Annotated in this window: 20 protein-coding genes; 13 read left to right on the forward strand and 7 right to left on the reverse strand. The window is 62.5% G+C overall.

Features of this window, described 5'->3' with window-relative positions; genetic code table 11:
- Positions 1-83 precede the first annotated feature (83 nt).
- Together VXL81_RS07870 and VXL81_RS07875 are read left to right on the forward strand one after the other, a co-directional pair.
- Complete coding sequence (locus tag VXL81_RS07870; protein ID WP_416553670.1) at positions 84-1,139, forward strand: hypothetical protein; 1,056 nt, start codon at positions 84-86, stop codon at positions 1,137-1,139.
- Positions 1,139-1,537: a cell division protein ZapA gene (locus VXL81_RS07875; RefSeq protein ID WP_340545718.1), complete on the forward strand. Its 399-nt coding sequence runs from the start codon at positions 1,139-1,141 to the stop codon at positions 1,535-1,537. Before VXL81_RS07870 ends, VXL81_RS07875 begins: the two co-directional genes overlap by 1 nt.
- Positions 1,538-1,709: 172 nt before the next feature.
- Here the strand turns inward: VXL81_RS07875 and grxD are convergent, their stop codons facing one another.
- From grxD to VXL81_RS07905, 6 genes are all read right to left on the reverse strand, one after another.
- Positions 1,710-2,072, reverse strand: coding sequence for a Grx4 family monothiol glutaredoxin (gene grxD, locus VXL81_RS07880; RefSeq protein WP_340545717.1), 363 nt, complete (start codon positions 2,070-2,072; stop codon positions 1,710-1,712).
- A 111-nt stretch (positions 2,073-2,183) separates the two neighbouring features.
- On the reverse strand, positions 2,184-2,414 hold the full coding sequence (locus tag VXL81_RS07885) for a hypothetical protein (RefSeq protein ID WP_416541678.1): 231 nt from the start codon (positions 2,412-2,414) through the stop codon (positions 2,184-2,186).
- A gap of 6 nt (positions 2,415-2,420) precedes the next feature.
- Positions 2,421-2,657 (reverse strand): BolA/IbaG family iron-sulfur metabolism protein, encoded by a 237-nt coding sequence (locus VXL81_RS07890; protein WP_340545715.1) that lies wholly within the window; start codon positions 2,655-2,657, stop codon positions 2,421-2,423.
- 66 nt (positions 2,658-2,723) lie between these two features.
- Entirely contained in the window at positions 2,724-3,272 is a 549-nt protein-coding gene (locus tag VXL81_RS07895; protein WP_416553672.1) for a hypothetical protein, read from the reverse strand.
- A gap of 97 nt (positions 3,273-3,369) precedes the next feature.
- Positions 3,370-5,535, reverse strand: a complete 2,166-nt coding sequence (gene purL / locus VXL81_RS07900; protein ID WP_416553674.1) for a phosphoribosylformylglycinamidine synthase subunit PurL — start codon at positions 5,533-5,535, stop codon at positions 3,370-3,372.
- Positions 5,536-5,791: 256 nt separating this feature from the next.
- Positions 5,792-6,187 carry a hypothetical protein gene (locus VXL81_RS07905; protein ID WP_340545712.1) on the reverse strand — a complete coding sequence of 132 codons (396 nt, stop codon included), beginning with the start codon at positions 6,185-6,187 and terminating at the stop codon, positions 5,792-5,794.
- Between the two features lies 1 nt (position 6,188).
- On the opposite strand from VXL81_RS07905, the gene VXL81_RS07910 reads away from it, so the two are divergent.
- A complete protein-coding gene (locus VXL81_RS07910; protein ID WP_416553676.1) occupies positions 6,189-6,410 on the forward strand; it encodes a hypothetical protein in 222 nt (73 codons plus the stop codon).
- A gap of 310 nt (positions 6,411-6,720) precedes the next feature.
- Here the strand turns inward: VXL81_RS07910 and VXL81_RS07915 are convergent, their stop codons facing one another.
- On the reverse strand, positions 6,721-7,626 hold the full coding sequence (locus tag VXL81_RS07915; protein WP_340545711.1) for a LysR family transcriptional regulator: 906 nt from the start codon (positions 7,624-7,626) through the stop codon (positions 6,721-6,723).
- Between the two features lie 169 nt (positions 7,627-7,795).
- Here VXL81_RS07915 and VXL81_RS07920 point away from each other — a divergent pair, with 169 nt between their 5' ends.
- The 10 genes from VXL81_RS07920 (at position 7,796) to VXL81_RS07965 (ending at position 19,759) form a co-directional block, all read left to right on the forward strand.
- The gene (locus VXL81_RS07920; protein WP_416553678.1) at positions 7,796-11,215 is read left to right on the forward strand and encodes an indolepyruvate ferredoxin oxidoreductase family protein; all 3,420 of its coding nucleotides are present in this window, start codon (positions 7,796-7,798) and stop codon (positions 11,213-11,215) included.
- Positions 11,216-11,496: 281 nt separating this feature from the next.
- A complete protein-coding gene (locus VXL81_RS07925) occupies positions 11,497-12,417 on the forward strand; it encodes a lysophospholipid acyltransferase family protein (RefSeq protein WP_416553776.1) in 921 nt (306 codons plus the stop codon).
- Positions 12,418-12,437: 20 nt separating this feature from the next.
- Positions 12,438-13,247 (forward strand): glutamate racemase, encoded by an 810-nt coding sequence (locus VXL81_RS07930; protein ID WP_416540113.1) that lies wholly within the window; start codon positions 12,438-12,440, stop codon positions 13,245-13,247.
- A 127-nt stretch (positions 13,248-13,374) separates the two neighbouring features.
- Entirely contained in the window at positions 13,375-14,403 is a 1,029-nt protein-coding gene (argC, locus tag VXL81_RS07935) for an N-acetyl-gamma-glutamyl-phosphate reductase (RefSeq protein WP_416540114.1), read from the forward strand.
- A gap of 51 nt (positions 14,404-14,454) precedes the next feature.
- On the forward strand, positions 14,455-14,898 hold the full coding sequence (ccmE, locus tag VXL81_RS07940) for a cytochrome c maturation protein CcmE (RefSeq protein WP_340545707.1): 444 nt from the start codon (positions 14,455-14,457) through the stop codon (positions 14,896-14,898).
- 130 nt (positions 14,899-15,028) lie between these two features.
- Positions 15,029-15,640 carry a holin-associated N-acetylmuramidase gene (locus VXL81_RS07945; RefSeq protein ID WP_340545706.1) on the forward strand — a complete coding sequence of 204 codons (612 nt, stop codon included), beginning with the start codon at positions 15,029-15,031 and terminating at the stop codon, positions 15,638-15,640.
- The gene (locus VXL81_RS07950) at positions 15,631-16,239 is read left to right on the forward strand and encodes a holin family protein (RefSeq protein WP_416553680.1); all 609 of its coding nucleotides are present in this window, start codon (positions 15,631-15,633) and stop codon (positions 16,237-16,239) included. Before VXL81_RS07945 ends, VXL81_RS07950 begins: the two co-directional genes overlap by 10 nt.
- Positions 16,240-16,346: 107 nt before the next feature.
- Entirely contained in the window at positions 16,347-18,311 is a 1,965-nt protein-coding gene (locus VXL81_RS07955) for a heme lyase CcmF/NrfE family subunit (protein WP_416553682.1), read from the forward strand.
- Positions 18,308-18,802, forward strand: coding sequence for a cytochrome c-type biogenesis protein (locus tag VXL81_RS07960; protein WP_340545703.1), 495 nt, complete (start codon positions 18,308-18,310; stop codon positions 18,800-18,802). The genes VXL81_RS07955 and VXL81_RS07960 overlap by 4 nt, the downstream gene beginning before the upstream one ends.
- Before the next feature lie 180 nt (positions 18,803-18,982).
- Positions 18,983-19,759: an enoyl-CoA hydratase-related protein gene (locus VXL81_RS07965; RefSeq protein WP_340545702.1), complete on the forward strand. Its 777-nt coding sequence runs from the start codon at positions 18,983-18,985 to the stop codon at positions 19,757-19,759.
- Positions 19,760-19,774 lie beyond the last annotated feature (15 nt).

Raw genomic sequence — 19,774 nt, forward strand, 5'->3', positions numbered from 1 at the left:
GAGCGGAAAAACGGGGCGATGGCGCGGCGCAGGGTCCGGCGGAAAAGACCGGCAGATACTCACGGGGTCGTAAAGGGGCAGGCATGGAGCAGATCGAAGAATTGCAGGGTCGGATCCTGGCGGCAATGGACCGGATTGGCGCAGGTGCCGCAGCATTGCAGGCCGGCGCACAGGCTTCGGCAGAGGCGCATGCGCAGGCCCAGGCAGAGGCGCAGTCACGGACGGCTGCTGCGCAGAGCGACCTCAGCCGCGCGCTGGAAGAGGAAAAGATCGCCAATGCCCAGCTGGAAGAACGGCTGAAGGTTCTGCGCGCCAAGCTGGAGGAGGCTGAGGCCAATGCTGCCCCCGCGCAGGGCGCCGATATCGGTGAGCTGGCGGCGTTGCAGGCCGAGGTCGAGCTGCTGCGCAACGAGGTGGGCAATACCGCCGAGAAAGACGCGCTGAAGTCCGAAGTGGCGCGGCTGAAACAGGAATTGGAAGTGCAGGGCAACGAGGCGGCCACCGCCCGCGAAACCCTGCAGGATCAGCTGGATGAGGCGCAGGCCTCGCTGGCGCGGCTACAGGAAGAGCTGGCCGAGCAGCCCGATGATCTGGGGGCGGCGGTGGATACAGCCGCGCTTGAGGCCGAAGCGGAGGCGCTGCGCGGTCAGCTGGCCCGGGCTCAGGACGAGCTGGCCCAGGCGACGGCCACCCTTGCGGCGCGACCCGCAGGTCCCAGTGCCGAAGAGATTGCGCAGCAGAATGAGACGCTCTTGCGTCTGGATGCCACGCTGCAGGAGCTGCGCCACAGCAATGATCAGCTGCGGGCCTCCAATGCGGCGCTGCGAGACGCAAATGCCGCTGGTGTTGGTGATGCGACGCTGATCAATGCAGCGCTTCAGGCCGATATCGACGCGCTGACCGCAGCGCGCGCCAGCGATCAGGCCGAGGTCGATGCGGTGCTGGCCAAACTGGAACCCCTGCTGGCGGCTGAGCCTGCGCAGGGCGCGGCCCCCGCAGCCCCGGCTGAGGCGGCGCCGATTGCCCAGACGGCGGCGCCCGTCGATGTGATGCCTGCATCCGCAGCGCCCCTGGTGCCCCAGGCGCCGATCACGCAGCCGCGAACCGCCCAGCCTATGCCCGAAGGGGAGGATGTATGATGCCCGAGGTTACGATTCATATCGGGGGGCGCGGTTTCGAAGTCTCCTGCCAGGAAGGCGAAGAAAGCTATCTGCATTCGGCGGCCAAGATGCTGGACGATGAGGCTCAGGTGCTGTCGGACCAGATTGGCCGTATGCCCGAGGCGCGGATGCTGCTGATGGCGGGGCTGATGCTGGCTGATAAAACCGCAGCGGTCGAGGATCGCATCAAGGAGGTTGAGGCAGAACTGGCAGAGCGCACCGCAGAGCTGGCCGAGCTGCGCGCCGCCCCGGCACCGGAGCCTGAGCGGATCGAGGTGCCGGTGGTGCCGCCGCTGGTGACCGAGACCCTCGCCGAGCTGGCCGCCCGCAGCGAGGCGCTGGCGCAGGAACTGGAAGAGCAGGGGGCCGCTGGCTGACAGGCCGCGAACCGCGACGCTCAGATTTGAAACCGCCGCATGGGTCAGCCCCATTGCGGCGGTTTTCTATGATATTGGAACCAAACGGTGCTTAAAAAAAACACCCCCGGCCAACGCCGAGGGTGCGGATCTTCTGGTCGCCAGCCACAACAAGAGGCCAGCGGGGACAGGCTTAGCCGTTGGCTTCGCGGATCTTGTCGGCGGCATCCTTGTCAAAGGCGACACCGTTTTCAGCAAACATGCCGTCCAGTTCGCCGGAGAGGGTCATCTCGGTGATGATATCGCAGCCGCCGACAAACTCGCCTTTGACATAGAGCTGGGGAATGGTCGGCCAGTCGGAATATTCCTTGATGCCCGCGCGGATTTCCTCATCCGCCAGCACGTTTACATCGGTGTATTCGACGCCGATGTAGTTCAGCACGCCAGCCACGCGGGAAGAGAAGCCACATTGCGGCATGTCCTTGGTGCCTTTCATGAAGAGCACCACGTCGCTGGCTTTGACGGTTTCATCAATACGGGTTTTTACGTCGGTCATTTTCGTCTTCCTCTCGGCGAATGTGCCGTTGATCAGTTGGCCATGATATAGGCAATTACATGCGGCTTGCCAATCCGGGGCGCTAAGTTGGCGCGGCGAGCTGCTCTGCGGCTATCTTTTCCCTCTTGGAACAAAGAAACGGGCGTATTCGTCCGGGTCCTTGGGCACCTTCCATGTGCGCATGGAGCCGCCGCCCATCCCCGACTGATAGTCGGAGCGCAGGGTGTGGTAATTTGGGTCGTTGTCATCCTCCTCCAGCGGCGCACGGCGCTGCCCAACGAGGGCAACAACCGCCGTCATGACAACAATGCCGAGGATCAGAAGAGACATGAACAGCGACATGGCAGGTTACTCAGGCGCCTTGGTGGTCAGGGCCAGCGCGTGCAGCTCGCCGTTGGCGCCGTCCATCTTGCCCTTCAGGGCTGCATAGACAGCGCGCTGCTGCTGGACACGGTTCTTGCCGCGAAAGCTTTCGTCGATGACCATCGCGGACATGTGCACACCGTCATGGCCACCAACCTGGATTTCCGCATCGGGAAATGTCTCGCGCAGCAGGTCTTCGATTTCTTGGGCTTGCATCGGCATTGGGGGGTGTCCTTATTTCTAGCTTATCAAAAATGTAGGGTGCGGCGGGGGCCTCTGCAAGGCGGATTAGCCGCGCAGCGTCACATAGGGAGCAAGGCGCGGGATGAAGGCGGGCACCTCGGCCAGCGCCTCCTGGACCTGCGGCTCCTCAAAGTCCCAGATTGTGCGCCCGTTGCTGACCGCCAGCGTCGCCATCAGAACATTCAGATCGGCCCGCAGCGCGTCCGGCAGCGGCAGGCCGGCTGCCTCGCGCAGGATCAACAGCGCCTCATGGATGGGGCGCAGGACACGCAGGGCGTGGGTCATATGCGGCAGAAGGTCAGCATCGTCGCGCCATGTCTCGCCCTGAAACAGCACCTCGCTCACCCGCTGCCCGGCGCCCGCGCAGGAATAGGCAATACAGCCGCCAAAGCCACGGGTATTCAGATTGGCGTGGATGGTGCAGCTGAAACAGGATTGCGAGAGGTTGGGGCAGGGGGTGTCGGTCTCCTTCAGGATCGCGAAATCCTCGTCCTCCTCAAACGGGTAGGCCACACAGCAGAGCGCGGCGCAGCGGCTGCAATCTGCTGTCAGTTCGGGGAGGTCGATATCAGGAGTTTGGCCGGACAGGGGCATGGGGTCACCTGCGAGACATCAAAAAAATGGGTGGGACGGCGATGCCATCCCACCCGGTATCATCGTGTCGAGGACCATGCCCCAACGCGGCCTGCGCTCAGGCAACGGCAGCAGCGAAGCTGCTGCGGAAGATTTCCGCCAGCTCGGCCAGTGGCGCTTCGGAGCCGCCGATTTTCACCATGTCGCCGCCGAATTTGCCGACGGTGGTGATGGTGACACCGGCCTGACCTGCGGCCATCATCAGGGCCTCGGCCTGATCGAAGTTGCAGGCCACGAGGTAGCGCGCCTGATCCTCGCCAAAAACCGTCGGGGTGTCGCCTGCGTCAAGCTGCACGCCGACACCGGCCGCTTCGGCCAGCTCAAACGCCGCCAGCGCCAGGCCGCCGTCGCCAAGGTCGGTGCAGGCCTTGATCAGCTCGCGGTTGGCGCGGATGAATTCACCGTTGCGCTTCTCTGCTTCCAGATCCACCGCCGGGGCGTCGCCGTCCTCGCGGTTGAAGACTTCGGCCAGCAATGCCGACTGGCCCAGATGGCCCACGGTTTCCCCCACCAGCAGCGCCACATGGCCGTCACGCGCTTCGCCGATGATCGGTTCTTCACCCGCGGCAATCAGGCCCACGGCGCCGATGGTCGGGGTCGGCAGGATGCCCTTGCCATCGGTCTCATTGTACAGCGACACGTTGCCGGAGACGATCGGCATGTCCAGCGCAGCCACAGCATCGCCGATGCCTTTGATCGCGCCGACGAACTGGCCCATGATCTCGGGCTTTTCGGGGTTACCGAAGTTCAGGTTGTCGGTGGTTGCCAAGGGTTTGGCGCCGACAGCGGTCAGGTTGCGGTAGGCCTCGGCCACCGCCTGTTTGCCGCCCTCATAGGGGTTTGCCTTGACGTAGCGCGGCGTCACGTCGGAGGTGAAGGCCAGCTGTTTGTCGGTGCCATGGACCCGCACGATGCCGGAACCTGCGCCCGGGCGGCGGGCGGTGTCGCCCATCACCGTGGTGTCGTATTGTTCATAGACCCACTGCTTGCCGGCATAGTTCGGGCTGGAGATCAGCGCCTTTAGCCCGTCGATCGGATCAATGGTCGGCACATCGGCATCACTCAGCGCCTCGGGCGCGGGAGTTTCCACCCAGGGGCGGTCGTATTCCGGCGCGGTAGAGGACAGTTTCGACAGCACCAGATCGGCCTTCACTTCGCCATTGTGCATGATCAGGAACCGGTCCTCGGCGATGGTTTCGCCGACGATGGCAAAATCGAGATCCCATTTTTCGAACACTGCACGCGCCTCGGCTTCCAGCTCCGGCTTCAGCACCATCAGCATCCGCTCTTGGGATTCCGACAGCATCATCTCGTAGGCGGTCATGTTCTCTTCGCGCTGCGGCACGTTTTCGAGATCCAGACGGACGCCCAGCTTGCCCTTGTCGCCCATTTCCACGGCAGAGCAGGTGAGGCCCGCGGCGCCCATGTCCTGAATGGAGATCACCGCGCCGGTCTGCATCAGCTCCAGCGTGGCTTCCATCAGGCGTTTTTCGGTGAAGGGGTCGCCGACCTGCACGGTGGGGCGTTTTTCTTCGATAGTGTCGTCAAATTCCGCCGAGGCCATGGTAGCACCGCCAACGCCGTCGCGACCGGTCTTGGCACCGAGATAGACCACCGGCATACCAACACCCGAGGCGGCGGAGTAGAAAATCGCGTCGGTCTTGGCCAGACCGGCGGCAAAGGCGTTCACAAGGCAGTTGCCGTTATAGGCGGGGTGGAAGCGCACTTCACCACCGACGCATGGCACGCCAAAGCAGTTGCCATAGCCGCCGATGCCCTCAACCACGCCGTTGACCAGTCGCCGGGTCTTGTGGTGGGAGGGTTCGCCAAAGGACAGCGCGTTCATTGACGCGATGGGGCGTGCACCCATGGTAAAGACGTCGCGCAGAATGCCGCCAACCCCGGTCGCCGCGCCCTGATAGGGCTCGATGTAAGAGGGGTGGTTGTGGCTTTCCATTTTGAAAACAACGGCATCGCCGTCGCCAATGTCCACGATGCCTGCGTTCTCGCCGGGGCCGCAGATTACCTGGGGGCCTTCGGTCGGCAGGGTGCGCAGCCATTTCTTGGAGGACTTATAAGAACAGTGCTCGTTCCACATCGCGGAGAAAATCCCCAGCTCCGTGAAGGTCGGCTCCCGCCCGATGATGTCGAGGATCAGATCATATTCCTCGGGCTTCAGCCCGTGGTTGGCAATCAGTTCAGGCGTGATGGCGGGTTCTTGCATCCGTAAACGTCCCCAATGGCTGCGATTGCGCGCCTTTTAGGGCAAGCAGGGCCAAGGGGGAAGGAAAAAGCGCAGACTTGCAGGCGGCGGTCGGCCTGGCCGTGCCAATGCTGCGGATTTCGGCACGTCGGGGCGCGCATCACGGTGCGGGCGATGCGCCAGACCCCATGAAAAAGGCCAGAGCCACGACGGCTCTGACCTTATGATGGTCCCCGGTCCCGCGCTGCGGCGGGGCGTGACCCTCAGACGGTGGCGATCAGTTCAGAACGGAACCGTCGGTCAGTTTCTCAGGGTTTTCACTGGCAAAGGTTTCCAGCATGGTGCGCAGCTCGCCCGTGGTCTGGCCCATGCGCAGCACGCCATCGGTTTCCCACATGCCGTCCAGCGTGAAGCGCATGCCGCTCAGCTTGTCGGAGAAGCTGTCGCGGAACTCCACCAGGATCTTGCGGTCAGGGCCCGGCTCGGTGCCGACCTCAACAACTTTGCCCAGGAAGACACCGTTGACGTCAACCACGGGGGCACCCATGAATTCCATGTTTTCTTCAAGAAAGGTCTCGCCCGCATCGTTCGGGGTGGCGTTTTCGGTCAGCACCTCGGCGCTGGCGGCGCCGGTCATTGCGATCAGGGCGGCGATAGAGGTCATGCGGAGCATAGTGGCTCTCCTTCAAGTCAGTTGCATTTGTCTTGCGTTCTGGCTGCTCAACGGAGGAGACCGACAAAAGGTTCCTGAGTTTTTTTCGCGCGATGATGGGGGTGATCGCCAGATCGGCGGTGATCTGCACAGGCTGATCGGATTTCCAGCAGCTGCGGTGAAAATTGCGGCGTTCCGGGGAAATGTGCTGCCTGAATATCGCGCGCGGCGGCAGGCCCGTTGACGGCAGGCGGGGCGCTGGCGACGCTACACGCAGACTAGTCATTGCCAGCCGGCCTGTGAGTGCCGATCGTTAGGATAACGCCGAGCGAAGCCTTGATCCGGCGGCCAGTTCTGCGGATCACGCCGCCGGCGTTTGAACCAAAAAAAAGGCCGAGCACTAAGCTCGGCCGAAGTCCAACAGGGAGGTATGAAGGGCGACAGCGTCGCTGCCTTCGAGATGTGATTTAGGGGGGCAGCGCGCCTCGATCAAGAGTTAACAGACCTGGAAAATGGCAAGGCCGCTATGCGCTGTGCGCATGGCTCGGATCTGGCTAGATTTTGCCCAGTTCTTTCATGTGCTTGCGATGTGCAATAATCTCATTCTGGACGAAATCGCGGAATGCGGAAATCCGCCGGGAGTGGCGCAATTCTTCCGGGTAGGCGAGGTAGACCGGCACGTCGCTGGTATCCTCTTCCTGAAGCACCGGCACCAGATCCGGGAAGTCCTCGGTCACGTAATCGGGCAGAACGCCAATGCCCAGATCGTGGATAACGCCCTGCAAGACACCGAAGTAATTGTTCACGGTGAGCAGCGAAGAGGGGTTATAGGTCATCAGTTTCTGTACCAGGACAGCCGCGGAGCCAACCTGCGCCGAGCGCGGGTTCTGGCAGATCAGCCGGTGATCTGCGATATCCTCCGCCTGTTCCGGCGCGCCGTTGCGTTCGACATATGCACGGGAAGCATAAAGCTTCATCTGCACCGTCATCAGCCGCTTGCGGATCAGGTCGGCCTGGCTCGGCTCCTTCATGCGGATCGCCACATCGGCCTCGCGCATGGGCAGGTCAAGAACCCGCTCCTCCAGCATCAGGTCGATCTTGAGATCGGGGTAATGTTCATAAAGCTTGGTCAGGCGCGGCGCCAGCCACAGAGTGCCGAAGCCAAAGGTGGTGGTAACGCGCAATTCGCCAAACACCTCTTCCTCGCTGTCGCGAATGCGGGCAGAGGCGGCTTCCAGCCGTTTTGACATCGATTTCGTAGCGTCAAACAGCAGCTCCCCCTGTTCGGTGAGAATCAACCCCCGCGCGTGGCGGTGAAACAGCGTCGAGCTCAGACTCTCTTCCAATGCGCGAATCTGTCGGCTGACTGCCGATTGCGACAGGTTCAGCTTGTCGCCTGCATGGGTGAGGCTGCCTGCGTCCGCCACCGCGTGAAATATTCTAAGCTTATCCCAATCCATACCCGTCACTTTCGATGCCTCTGATGTAGCCTATATGAAATGTATCGAAACTTTCAATTTGATAGGGCGGTCAGAAACATATTCCGGCAGAAAACAGTATACAGGTCAGCAATTATGACCTAATATATCGCCAAGAAGTGCAAGCTAATCGAGGTTGGGGAGGCCCAGGATGAGCACGCAGAAGATTTCTCTGAACGACAAATTCGATCTGACAAAATCACCGGTGATGCTGAATGGCACCCAGGCGCTGGTGCGTCTGATGCTGATGCAGAAACACCGGGATAAGGCGGCGGGGCTGAACACGGCTGGTCTGGTGACAGGCTATCGCGGCTCGCCGCTTGGCGCTGTCGACATGCAGATGAAGCGGGCGGAAAAACATCTGACCGCAAGCGATGTCACCTTTCAATTCGGTCTGAACGAGGATCTCGCCGTGACCGCCCTTTGGGGTGCCCAGCAGGCCGAGGTGCGTGGCGAGGGCAAATATGACGGCGTCTTTGGCCTGTGGTACGGCAAGGGGCCGGGGGTTGATCGCTCTGGCGATGCCATCCGCCATGCCAATATGGCCGGCTCGTCGAAATATGGCGGCGTGTTGATGGCGATGGGCGATGACCACACCGGCGAAAGCTCCACCGTGCTGCATCAGTCGGAATGGTCGCTGATGGATTGTTACCTGCCCATCGTCAGCCCGGCTGGCGTGCAGGAAATCCTTGATTACGGGATCTACGGCATTGCGCTCAGCCGCTTTTCGGGGCTGTGGGTTGGTCTGAAAACCATGAAGGACACGATCGAGGTGACATCGGTCGTCGATGGCAACCCGGACCGTATGCAGCTGGTCACGCCGGAGTTCGACATGCCGGCCGATGGCCTGAACATTCGTCTGGATGATGATCGTTTCCGTCAGGAAAACCGGATCATCGACTACAAGCGCTTTGCGGCGGAGGCTTTCAGCCACGCCAACAAGATGGACAAGCGCATGTGGGGCAAGCCGGGCGCCAAGATCGGCTTTGTCGCGGCGGGCAAGAACTGGCTGGATCTGGTCCACGCGATGTCGCTGCTCAACATCGACGAGACCATGGCCGAACGGCTGGGGATTACAACCTATAAGGTTGGCCAGACCTGGCCTCTGGACATGAAGGGGTTCAACGCCTGGGCCGAAGATCTGGACCTGATCGTTGTGGTCGAGGAAAAGCGCAAGCTGATCGAGATCCAGATCAAGGAAGCCCTGTTTGACGAGCGCAAGGGCCGCCGCGTCTACGGCTGGTACAAGGGCGGCGCAGGCGGGATGCACCGCGACGAGCTGTTCCCGACGAAATATGCGCTCGACCCGATCATGATTGCCGAAAAGCTCGGCCAGATCCTGATCGAAGAGGGCCGCGAGACCGAGGCGATCCGTGCTGGTCTCTCGGCGCTGGATGAGGCGAAGCGTGCCGACAACGCCGAGGAAATCGCTGCCCGTCTGCCCTATTTCTGCTCGGGCTGTCCGCATAACTCCTCGACCAAGCTGCCGGATGGCTCCCGCGCCTATGCCGGGATTGGCTGCCATTTCATGGTGCAGTGGATGGACCGCGAGACCACCGGCTTCACCCATATGGGCGGCGAAGGTGTGAACTGGGTCGGCGAGGCGCCGTTCTCCAACCGCAAGCACGTGTTCCAGAACCTTGGCGACGGCACCTACAACCACTCCGGCGTGCAGGCCATTCGCGCGGCGCTGGCCGAAGGCACCAATATCACCTTCAAGATCCTCTATAATGACGCGGTCGCCATGACCGGCGGACAAGAGGCCGAGGGCGGGCTGACCGCCCAGCAGATCGCGCATGAGCTGACGGCGATGGGCGTGAAAACCATCGCGGTGGTCTATGACGAGAAGGAAGATGTCGACGCCAAGCTGTTCCCGGCAGGTATGCGGATGCATGAGCGTGCGGAGCTGATGGTGGTACAGAAGGAGTTTGAGAAGGTCGAAGGCGTCTCCGCCATCATCTACATTCAAACCTGCGCCGCCGAAAAACGCCGCCGTCGCAAGAAGGGCCTGTTCCCCGATCCCGACATGCGCGTGTTCATCAACTCCGACGTCTGCGAGGGCTGTGGCGATTGCGGGGTGCAATCGAACTGCGTCTCCATCGTGCCGAAGGAAACCGAACTGGGCCGCAAACGCGCCATTGATCAATCGTCCTGCAACAAGGATTTCAGCTGCGTCAAAGGCTTCTGCCCATCATTCCTGACCATCGAAGGGGCAAAGATCCGCAAGGAGCCGACCGCCGCACTGGACCTGCCGGACCTGCCCACGCCTGAGCTGCCGAGCATCAATGGCACCCACAACGTGGTTATCACCGGCGTCGGTGGCACCGGCGTTGTCACCATCGGTGCCGTGCTGGCGCAGGCCGCGCAGATTGATGGCAAGGGCGCTGGCATGATGGAGATGGCCGGTCTCGCCCAGAAAGGCGGCGCGGTGCATATCCACTGCCGCATTGCCAACAGACCCGAAGACATCAGCGCCATCCGCGTGGCCACTGGCGAATGTGATGCGCTGATCGGCGGCGATCTGGTTGTGTCTGCCGGGGCAAAAACCATCGGGTTGATGAAAACCGGCAAGAGCGGTGCGGTGGTGAACAGCCATGAGATCATCACCGGTGATTTCACCCGCGACACGGATTTCCAGATCCCGAGTGATCGGCTTCAGGTCGCGCTTGAGGCCCGTCTGCGGGATCGTCTGGATCTTTTTGACGCCTCCGAACTGGCGCGCGCCAGCATGGGCGACTCGATCTTCTCCAACATGATGATCTTTGGCGCCGCCTGGCAGCGCGGTCTGCTGCCGATCAGCCTGGAGGCCATTCGCGAGGCGATCACCCTCAATGGGGCTGCGGTTGAGCGCAATCTGCGCGCCTTTGATATCGGTCGCTGGGCGGTGCTATATCCGCAGGAGGTGCAGAAGCTGATTGCCCCCAATGTGGTCGAACTGCCCAAGACATTGGAGGATCAAATCGCTTTCCGCAGTGCGCAGCTGGTCGATTATCAGGGGCCGCGTCTGGCCAAGCGCTATGGCAAGATGCTGGACGGCATTTCTGACAAAGCGCTGAAGGAAGCTGTGGCCAAGGGCTACCACAAACTGTTGTCCTACAAGGACGAATATGAGGTGGCGCGGCTGTTGCTGTCGAGCCGTGAGAAAGCCGAGGCCGAGTTCGAGGGCGATCTGAAGATCTCCTACAACCTCGCGCCGCCGATGCTGACTGGCACCGATCCCAACGGGCGCCCGAAAAAGCGCAAGTTTGGTCCGGGTCTGGAACGCTGGCTGCGGCTGTTGGCAAAGTTCAAAGGCCTGCGTGGCACGCCGCTGGATGTGTTTGGCTATACCGCCGAGCGCAAGATGGAGCGGGCGCTGATCAGCCAGTATGAGGCCGACATGAAGGAATGGCTGCCCAAGGCATCGCCTGAGATCATGGCGCCGCTGATTACGCTGGCGGAATTGCCGCTGGAAATCCGCGGCTTTGGTCCGGTGAAACAGGCCAACGAGACCAAGGCCGCCAAACGCCGCGAGGAACTGCTGGCCGCATTGCGTCAGGGCGGCAGCGAGTTGAAGACGGCCGCGGAATAACGCGGGCCGCTGCTGGCGGTCGTTCTGGCCGAGCCACTTGGGCCAGACCACTTCGGAAGGGCGTTACCGGTCGGATCGGGGGCGCCCTTTGTCGTTGGTCCGGGGGATCTGGAACCGGAAAGACACAGATTGCCAACCCGCTGTCGCATCGCCGTTACCCTGGTTGTGTAGACCGGGGCGCAGGCCCTATAGCCTGAGCGGGGGGCTGGTTGCCCCTGCGTAAACCAGAGACTGAGACCACGAGGCTCGCTATGTCGTCCATCCGCAGCACGCCCGGCAACATGAACAGCTATGCCAGAGACACTGGATCACGACGTGAGGCGATGCGCAGCGCACGCGATCTCTCTTATGCGTATTCCGCCCAGACCCGGCCCGGACGGGCGATGATCCGGGTGATGGAGAATGCCACCGGGCGGCTACAGCTGATCAAACGTGCCGAAGGCTATGAGGCGGATGTCGCCGCCGGGCAGAGCTTCTGGACTGTCATGCGCGACCGCTACGGGCTGCAGCTGGAGCTGCTGGGAGGTACGCTTGCCAATATCCCGAAGGATCAGCCGGTGGTGGTGATCGCCAATCATCCCTACGGTATTCTGGATGGTCTGATGCTGGGGCATATCCTGTCCGAGGCGCGGGGCGATTTCCGCATTCTGGCGCATCAGGTGTTTCGCAAGGCCGACGATCTGTCCCGCGTTATCCTGCCGATTGATTTTGCCGAAACCAAGACGGCACTGAAGACCAATCTGGAGACCCGCAAGACCGCGCTGGACTATCTGGGGCAGGGCGGCGCGATCGGCATCTTTCCGGGCGGCACGGTGTCCACCGCCGCGCGGCCCTTTCTGCGGCCGATGGTGCCGCCGATGGATCCGGTCTGGCGTGGCTTTACTGCGCGGATGATCGCCAAATCCCGCGCGGTTGTGGTGCCGATCTACTTCGACGGGCATACCTCCCGGCTGTTCCAGATCGCCAGCCATGTCCACCCGACTCTGCGTATGGGCCTGTTGATCAAGGAGTTTCGCAAACGGGTGGATACGCCGGTCCGGGTCGCCATCGGCAGCCCGATCGGGCGCGAGATCCTCGATCCGCTGGCAGGTGACGCAAAAGCAATGATGGATTTCCTGCGCAAAGCCACGTATGAGCTGTCTCCGAAACCACTCAAATCCTATGACTATGGGTATGAGTTTGAGGAGAAACACCGCGCCTGAGCGGTGAGCGAGAGAGACAGATGGCTGTAGGTATCTTTGATTCCGGCCTTGGCGGGCTGACGGTTCTGAATGCCGCGCAGGAGCGGCTGCCGGATGTGGACTTCCTCTACTACGCGGACAGCGCCCATGCGCCCTATGGCGTGCGCGATGCCGAAGACATTTACCAGCTGACCAAGGCCGCAGTTGAAGACATGTGGTCCAAGGGCTGCGATCTGGTCATTCTGGCCTGCAACACCGCCTCGGCGGCGGCTCTGCGCCGGATGCAGGAAGGCGGGCTGCCCGAGGGCAAGCGCGTGCTGGGTGTGTTTGTCCCTCTCATCGAAGCGCTGACCGAGCGGCAGTGGGGCGACAATTCGCCGCCGCGCGAAGTTGCGGTGAAACATGTCGCGCTGTTTGCAACGCCCGCCACCGTCTCCAGCCGCGCGTTCCAGCGTGAACTGGCGTTCCGCGCCATCGGCGTCGATGTCGAGGCGCAGGCCTGCGGCGGTGTTGTGGATGCCATCGAAGACGGCGACATGATCCTTGCCGAGGCGCTGGTGCGCAGCCATGTCGATGCGCTGAAGCGCAAGATGCCACAGCCGCAGGCGGCGATCCTTGGCTGCACCCATTACCCGCTGATGGAAGATATCTTTCAGGCGGCTTTGGGCGACGGGGTTCAGGTGTTCAGCCAGGGCAAACTGGTGGCCGAGAGCCTTGCCGACTATCTGGAGCGTCATCCCCATATGATGGGCGCGGGGCAGGGCGGGTTCTACACCACCGGTGTGCCGAGCCGCGTCAGCGATCGCGCCACGCAGTTCTTGCGACGAGAGATGATCTTTCAGGCGGCCTGAGCCGCGCCGGTGAGCGGATTTCGGCGATCGTTTGATCTGCCGCAACTCTGGTCACCACCGTCTTTGCTATCACTGCCGCAATCTCGACGCGGCATCTCGTTCTTCCCTTGTTTCAAAGAGGTCCATGATGACCCATAAAGTAGCTATTCTGGGCGCCTCCGGTTACACCGGCGCTGAACTGGTGCGGCTGATTGATCAGCACCCCATGATCGAAATTGCCGCCCTTTCTGCCGACCGCAAGGCAGGCATGACCATGGCCGAGGTGTTCCCGCATCTGCGCCATATGGATCTGCCAGTGCTCTGCAAGATTGACGAAATCGACTTTGCGGGCATCGACCTGTGTTTCTGCGCGCTGCCGCATAAGACCAGCCAGGACGTGATTGCCGCCCTGCCGCAGGATCTGAAGATCGTGGATCTGTCGGCGGATTTCCGGCTGCGCGATCCTGCGGAATATGAAAAATGGTACGGCAACCCCCATGCCGCGCTGGCGCAGCAGAAAGAGGCGGTCTATGGCCTGACCGAATTCTACCGCGAGGAAATCAGATCCGCGCGGCTGGTGGCCGGCACCGGCTGTAATGCGGCCACGGGCCAGTTTGCGCTGCGCCCGCTGATCGCGGCCGGGGTGATTGATCTCGATGACATCATTCTGGACCTGAAATGCGCCGTTTCCGGCGCTGGCCGCAGCCTGAAGGAAAACCTGCTGCACGCCGAGCTGAGCGAAGGGTACCACGGCTATGCCATCGGTGGCACGCACCGCCATCTGGGCGAGTTTGACCAGGAGTTTTCCAAGATCGCAGGCCGCCCGGTCAAGGTGCAGTTCACCCCGCATCTGGTGCCGGCCAACCGCGGCATTCTGGCCACCGTCTATGTCAAAGGGAACGCACAGACGATCCATCAGACCTTTGCCAGCGCTTATGCGGATGAGCCCTTCATCGAGCTGCTGCCCTTTGGTGAGGCGCCCTCAACGCGGCATATCCGTGGCTCCAACTTCTGCCACATCGGGGTCGCCGCAGACCGGATCGAAGGCCGCGCCATCATTGTTGCGGCACTTGATAACCTGACAAAAGGTAGCAGCGGGCAAGCCTTGCAGAACGCCAACCTGATGTTAGGTGAAGAGGAGACCACGGGGCTGATGATGGCGCCGCTGTTCCCCTGATACCCGATTGTCTGGCGCCCTCCGGCGCCGGACCGCACCCAAGAGGCTCCGATGAAGTCACTGAAGAAACAACGCCGTATCCAGATCATCGCGCTCACCACTGTGGCGCTGGTGGTGGCGACGGCGTTGATTGGCTACGCCATGCGCGACGGCATCAATTTCTTCCGCTCGCCCAGCCAGGTGATTGCGGCGCCACCGGAGGCAAGCGAGGTCTTTCGCATCGGCGGGCTGGTCGAGGAGGGCAGCATCGTGCGTGGTCAGGGCGAGACGCTGCGCTTTGTGGTGACGGATGGCGGCGCCTCAGTCCCGGTCACCTATACCGGTGTGCTGCCGGATCTGTTCTCTGAGAACCAGGGTATGGTCGGCACCGGTCGCTACATCAATGGCGTGTTTGAAGCCTCTGAAATACTTGCCAAACATGATGAGACCTATATGCCGAAAGAGGTCATGGACGCGCTAAAGGAACAAGGCGTGTATCAGGCCCCGGAGAGCTGATTCTCCAGTTGTCTTGACACCCGATCACGCGCTCGGATCGGGTGTTGCGATCCGAGCGCGCGCCGAGGTCCGGGTGCGCTCATTTTTCATTGTCATGCTGGTGTCCCGAACCAATCAAAGGGACTGACCCATGCAGGACATCAAAGCCATCGCTCAGGAAATCATCGCCCGCGAAGGCGGCTATGTGGACGACCCGGATGATCCCGGCGGCGCCACCAAACACGGTGTGACACTCGGCACGCTCCAGCGCCTCGGCATGGATCTGACCGGTGATGGGGACATCGACAAGGCGGATGTCGCGGCTGTCAGCGAGGCGCAGGCGGTGGATCTCTACATCCGGCATTACTTCGACCGGCCCCGGATCGCGGCGCTGCCGGAGGTGCTTCAGCCCTCGGTCTTTGACATGTATGTAAATGCCGGCGCCAATGCGGTGCGGATTTTGCAGCGCCTGCTGGTGCAGATGGGCTATGAGCTGGCCGTGGATGGGCGGATCGGCCCGCAGACCGCCACGGCGGCCCGCGCGGCGGCCAAGATCGGCCGCGTTGCGCTGCGGGACGCCTATGGCGTGGCCCGGCGGAACTATTACTTTCGCATTGCCGACCGGCGTCCGGCCAGCCGCAAATATGCCCGAACCCGCAAGGGCGGCAAGGGTGGCTGGATCCTGCGGGCCGAAAGCTTCATCTCGCCGCAATATCACCTCAGCCCGGCAGAATTTCAGGCACGGGTGGCGACATGGGGCTGATTGCGGATGTGCTGCGGGGCCTGTTCGGCCGGGAGCGGAATGTCGTTGTCGAAACGCTGGAGGTGTTTCGCGAGAACGCCGAAGCCGGTGCGGAGCGGGATCAGGCGCGCCGCGCCGATGCGCTGGCCCAGCTGGCGGCGGAATTTGCCCGTGGCGGCGGCAGCGCGCCCAGAGGCTGGTTCGACCGCTGGATGGACGGGCTGAACCGGCTGCCGCGGCCCTTGCTGGCGCTGTCGACGCTGGCGCTGCTCGGCTCGGCGATGGTGGATCCCGTGTGGTTTGCGGCCCGAATGCAGGGGCTGGCGCTGGTCCCGGAGCCGCTGTGGTGGTTGCTGGGCGTGATCGTCTCCTTCTATTTTGGGGCACGCCAGCAGCTCAAAAGCCAGGGGTTCCAGCGCGAGATCGCCGAAAGCCTCGCGCAGGTTCCGGCGGTCGCGGCGAATGTCGCCCGGATCGACGCGCTGCGCCGCGCCGACCCTCAGGGCCCGGCATCGGCAAACTCACCGGTGCTGCATGGTGATGTCGACGCAAGTGATTATGATCTCGTTGAAAATCCAGCGCTGGAGGACTGGATGGCCCTCTCCCGAGCAGCCAGGTGACAGGGGTGGTGTACGCGACGCCTGTGCCCTCAGAACAGCGAACACTGCGGCGTGAGGACGCGCCGATTGCGATTGGCGGCCTTGCCGGATCGCCCTATAGATAGGCTATGATTACAGAACTCGGTCACTTCGCCCTCATCCTTGCCTTTGTGATTGCCACCGTGCAGATGGTGGTGCCCTTGGTTGGCGCCCATTTCCGCTGGCCCGGCTGGATGTCGGTGGCCGAGCCTGCGGCGCAGGCGCAGTTCTTCTTTACCGCCTTTTCCTTTGGGGCGTTGATGTGGGCCTTTATCACGTCGGATTTCTCGCTGCGGCTGGTGGCGCTGAACAGCCATTCCGCCAAGCCGATGCTTTACAAAATCTCCGGCACCTGGGGCAATCACGAAGGGTCGATGCTGCTCTGGGTGCTGATTGTCAGCCTGTTTGGCGCCGTGGCCTCGGTCTTTGGCAATGGCCTGCCGCCAACGCTGAAGGCCCGGGTGCTGTCAGTACAGGCGGCGATTGGCGTGGCGTTCTTTGCCTTCATCCTGTTTACCTCAAACCCGTTCCTGCGCCTTGCGGTGCCGCCGTTTGACGGGCAGGGGCTGAACCCCTTGTTGCAGGACCCCGGTCTCGCCTTTCATCCGCCGTTCCTCTACCTCGGCTATGTCGGCCTGAGCATGGCGTTTTCCTTTGCCGTGGCGGCGCTGATCGAGGGGCGGATTGACGCCGCGTGGGGGCGCTGGGTCAGGCCCTGGACATTGGCGGCCTGGATCTTTCTCACCATCGGCATCGCGCTGGGGTCCTGGTGGGCCTATTACGAGCTGGGCTGGGGCGGCTTCTGGTTCTGGGATCCGGTGGAAAATGCCTCCTTCATGCCCTGGCTGCTGGCGGCAGCGCTGCTGCATTCCGCCATCGTGGTGGAAAAGCGCGAAGCCCTGAAAAGCTGGACCATCCTGCTGGCCATTCTTGCCTTTGGCTTTTCGCTGATTGGCACGTTTATCGTGCGATCCGGCCTGCTGACCTCGGTCCATGCCTTTGCCAGCGACCCGGAGCGCGGGGTGTTCATCCTCTATATTCTGGCGATTTTCACCGGTGGCGCGCTGCTGCTGTTTGCGCTGCGCGCACAGGCGATGCAGGCCAAGGGGGTCTTTGGCCTCGTCAGCCGCGAGACCGCGCTGGTGGCCAATAACATCCTGCTGGCGGTGAGCTGTTTTGTCGTCTTCTTCGGCACGCTCTGGCCGGTGGTGGCGGAGATGGCCTTTGATCGCAAGCTGAGTGTGGGTCCGCCGTTCTTCAACGCAGCCTTCACCCCCTTCATGGTGGTGCTGGGCGCGCTCCTGCCGGTGGGTGCGATGCTGCCGTGGAAACGCGGCCTTCTGGCGCGCACGGCCTGGCGGCTGCGTTTTGTCTTTGCGCTGGCGCTGGCGTTTGGCGTGCTGGCCTGGGCGATGCAGACCGGCCGGTCCGGCCTGGGGCCAATCGGGCTGTTCCTCGGGGTGTGGATCGTGGTTGGCGCCTTTGCTGACCTCTGGCTGCGGGGCAGCGCGACCGGGCGCTGGCAGCGTCTGTTGCGCCTGCCGCGTGCGGATTGGGGCAAGGCGCTGGCCCATGCCGGTCTGGGGGTCACGATCTTTGCCATCGCCGGGCTGACCGCCTGGCAGGACGAAGACATTCGCGTGGCCGAGGTGAACCGGCCCTTCGACGTCGGCGCCTATACGCTGGAGCTGCAGGCCGTCCGCCGGGTGCAGGGGCCGAATTATTTCAGCACCATGGCGGATATCGAAGTGACCCGGGCAGGGCGGTTCGTGGCGCTGCTGAACCCGGAGAAGCGTGAGTATCCGGTGTCGCGGATGCCGACCACCGAGGCGGCGATAGACTACCGGTTCCTGCGCGATCTCTATGTGGTGATCGGCGACCAGCAGGCCAATGGTGGCTGGACGGTACGGACCTATATCAAACCGCTGGCGAACTGGATCTGGGGTGGCTGCCTGTTGATGGCCTTGGGTGGTCTGCTGAGCCTGAGTGACCGTCGTTTCCGCGTTGCGGCAGGGGCGCGCCGCGCCCCGCGTGAAGGAGTGCCCGCCGAATGACACGACTGTTTCTTGCCCGGCTGTTGCTGGCGTTGACGCTGCTGGCTCCGATGGTTGCCACCGGCACCCCGGCGCTGGCGGTTGAACCTGACGAAATTCTTGATGATCCGGTTCTGGAAAGTCGCGCGCGTGAGCTGTCCAAGGATCTGCGCTGTCTGGTCTGCCGCAACGAGAATATCGACGAAAGCAATGCCGATCTGGCCCGTGATCTGCGCCTGCTGGTGCGCGAGCGGCTGGTGGCCGGTGACAGCGACGCCGAGGCGATGGCCTTCATCGTGGAGCGCTACGGCGAATATGTGTTGCTCAGCCCGCGTGCAAATGGTGCCAACTGGCTGCTTTATGCCGCCGGTCCGCTGATGCTGGTGATGGCGCTGCTGCTGGCCGGGGGCTATATCCGCGCCCGCAGCCGCACTCCGGAGGCGGAGGACCCCGGCGCCGACAGCCTTAGCGCGCAGGAACGTGCGCAGCTCGATCGCATCCTGAAAGACTGAGTCACCAAGACGCGCCGCGCGGGTGGGGGCGACTGGACCGCCCATACAACCGCAGCGGCACAGCGCCGGCCAGCGCCCCCCCGCGGGTGGTTTTGCAGTAAGAGGTTACGCGGCGTTTGCCTTTTCCTGCGGGCTTGCATAGGCAAGTCTGCGAAAAACCTTTAACCACGAGGCCCTTTGATGGATTACAAGGAAATTCTGTTCTCGCTGGAAGACGGCTTGGCCGTTGTGACGCTGAACCGACCCGCAAAGATGAACGCGCTGACCGGTCTGACGCGGGCGGAGATCACCCATGCGATGCAGCGCGCGGGCAAAGAGGCCCGTGCGGTGGTCCTGACCGGTTCCGGCGTGTCATTCTGTTCGGGGCAGGACCTGTCCGACGCCGCAAGCCAGGGCAAGCTGGATCTGGAACGGACGCTGCGGGATGAATACACCCCGATGCTGGAGGCGATCTATAACTGCCCGGTGCCGACCATTGCCGCGGTAAACGGCCCGGCTGCGGGTGCGGGTGCCAATCTGGCGCTGGCCGCCGATGTGGTGATCGCCACCGAGAGCGCTTATTTCATGCAGGCCTTTGCCCGTATTGGCCTGATGCCGGATGCCGGCGGCACCTGGTTCATGCCGCGCCAGATGGGCATGGCCAAGGCAATGGGGGCCGCGCTGTTCGCCGATAAGATCTCCGCCAAACAGGCGAGCGACTGGGGCATGATCTGGGAAGCCATTCCCGACGCCGAATTTGACGCCCATTGGCGCGCCCGTGCGGCCTATCTGGCGAATGGCCCGACCCGTGCGTTCGGCGCGATCAAGAGCGCGATCCGCGATGGCTATGGCAACAGCCTGCCGGAGCAGCTGTCCGAGGAGGCCCATCTGCAAGGCCAATGCGGCAAGACCCGGGACTTCATGGAAGGGGTCACCGCTTTTATGGAAAAACGCCCCGCGAAGTTCGAAGGCCGCTAAGACGGTGCAATCCGT

The organism is Phaeobacter sp. JH204B (assembly GCF_048055755.1).
Classification (GTDB): Bacteria; Pseudomonadota; Alphaproteobacteria; order Rhodobacterales; family Rhodobacteraceae; genus Phaeobacter; species Phaeobacter bryozoorum.

Excerpts from the sequence above, each read along its gene's own strand:
- VXL81_RS07870 (WP_416553670.1), top strand. The coding sequence starts at position 84 with ATGGAGCAGATCGAAGAATTGCAGGGTCGGATCCTGGCGGCAATGGAC.
- VXL81_RS07875 (WP_340545718.1), top strand. The coding sequence starts at position 1,139 with ATGCCCGAGGTTACGATTCATATCGGGGGGCGCGGTTTCGAAGTCTCC.
- grxD (WP_340545717.1), bottom strand. The coding sequence starts at position 2,072 with ATGACCGACGTAAAAACCCGTATTGATGAAACCGTCAAAGCCAGCGAC.
- VXL81_RS07885 (WP_416541678.1), bottom strand. The coding sequence starts at position 2,414 with ATGTCGCTGTTCATGTCTCTTCTGATCCTCGGCATTGTTGTCATGACG.
- VXL81_RS07890 (WP_340545715.1), bottom strand. The coding sequence starts at position 2,657 with ATGCCGATGCAAGCCCAAGAAATCGAAGACCTGCTGCGCGAGACATTT.
- VXL81_RS07895 (WP_416553672.1), bottom strand. The coding sequence starts at position 3,272 with ATGCCCCTGTCCGGCCAAACTCCTGATATCGACCTCCCCGAACTGACA.
- purL (WP_416553674.1), bottom strand. The coding sequence starts at position 5,535 with ATGCAAGAACCCGCCATCACGCCTGAACTGATTGCCAACCACGGGCTG.
- VXL81_RS07905 (WP_340545712.1), bottom strand. The coding sequence starts at position 6,187 with ATGCTCCGCATGACCTCTATCGCCGCCCTGATCGCAATGACCGGCGCC.
- VXL81_RS07915 (WP_340545711.1), bottom strand. The coding sequence starts at position 7,626 with ATGGATTGGGATAAGCTTAGAATATTTCACGCGGTGGCGGACGCAGGC.
- VXL81_RS07920 (WP_416553678.1), top strand. The coding sequence starts at position 7,796 with ATGAGCACGCAGAAGATTTCTCTGAACGACAAATTCGATCTGACAAAA.
- VXL81_RS07925 (WP_416553776.1), top strand. The coding sequence starts at position 11,497 with ATGAACAGCTATGCCAGAGACACTGGATCACGACGTGAGGCGATGCGC.
- VXL81_RS07930 (WP_416540113.1), top strand. The coding sequence starts at position 12,438 with ATGGCTGTAGGTATCTTTGATTCCGGCCTTGGCGGGCTGACGGTTCTG.
- argC (WP_416540114.1), top strand. The coding sequence starts at position 13,375 with ATGACCCATAAAGTAGCTATTCTGGGCGCCTCCGGTTACACCGGCGCT.
- ccmE (WP_340545707.1), top strand. The coding sequence starts at position 14,455 with ATGAAGTCACTGAAGAAACAACGCCGTATCCAGATCATCGCGCTCACC.
- VXL81_RS07945 (WP_340545706.1), top strand. The coding sequence starts at position 15,029 with ATGCAGGACATCAAAGCCATCGCTCAGGAAATCATCGCCCGCGAAGGC.
- VXL81_RS07950 (WP_416553680.1), top strand. The coding sequence starts at position 15,631 with ATGGGGCTGATTGCGGATGTGCTGCGGGGCCTGTTCGGCCGGGAGCGG.
- VXL81_RS07955 (WP_416553682.1), top strand. The coding sequence starts at position 16,347 with ATGATTACAGAACTCGGTCACTTCGCCCTCATCCTTGCCTTTGTGATT.
- VXL81_RS07960 (WP_340545703.1), top strand. The coding sequence starts at position 18,308 with ATGACACGACTGTTTCTTGCCCGGCTGTTGCTGGCGTTGACGCTGCTG.
- VXL81_RS07965 (WP_340545702.1), top strand. The coding sequence starts at position 18,983 with ATGGATTACAAGGAAATTCTGTTCTCGCTGGAAGACGGCTTGGCCGTT.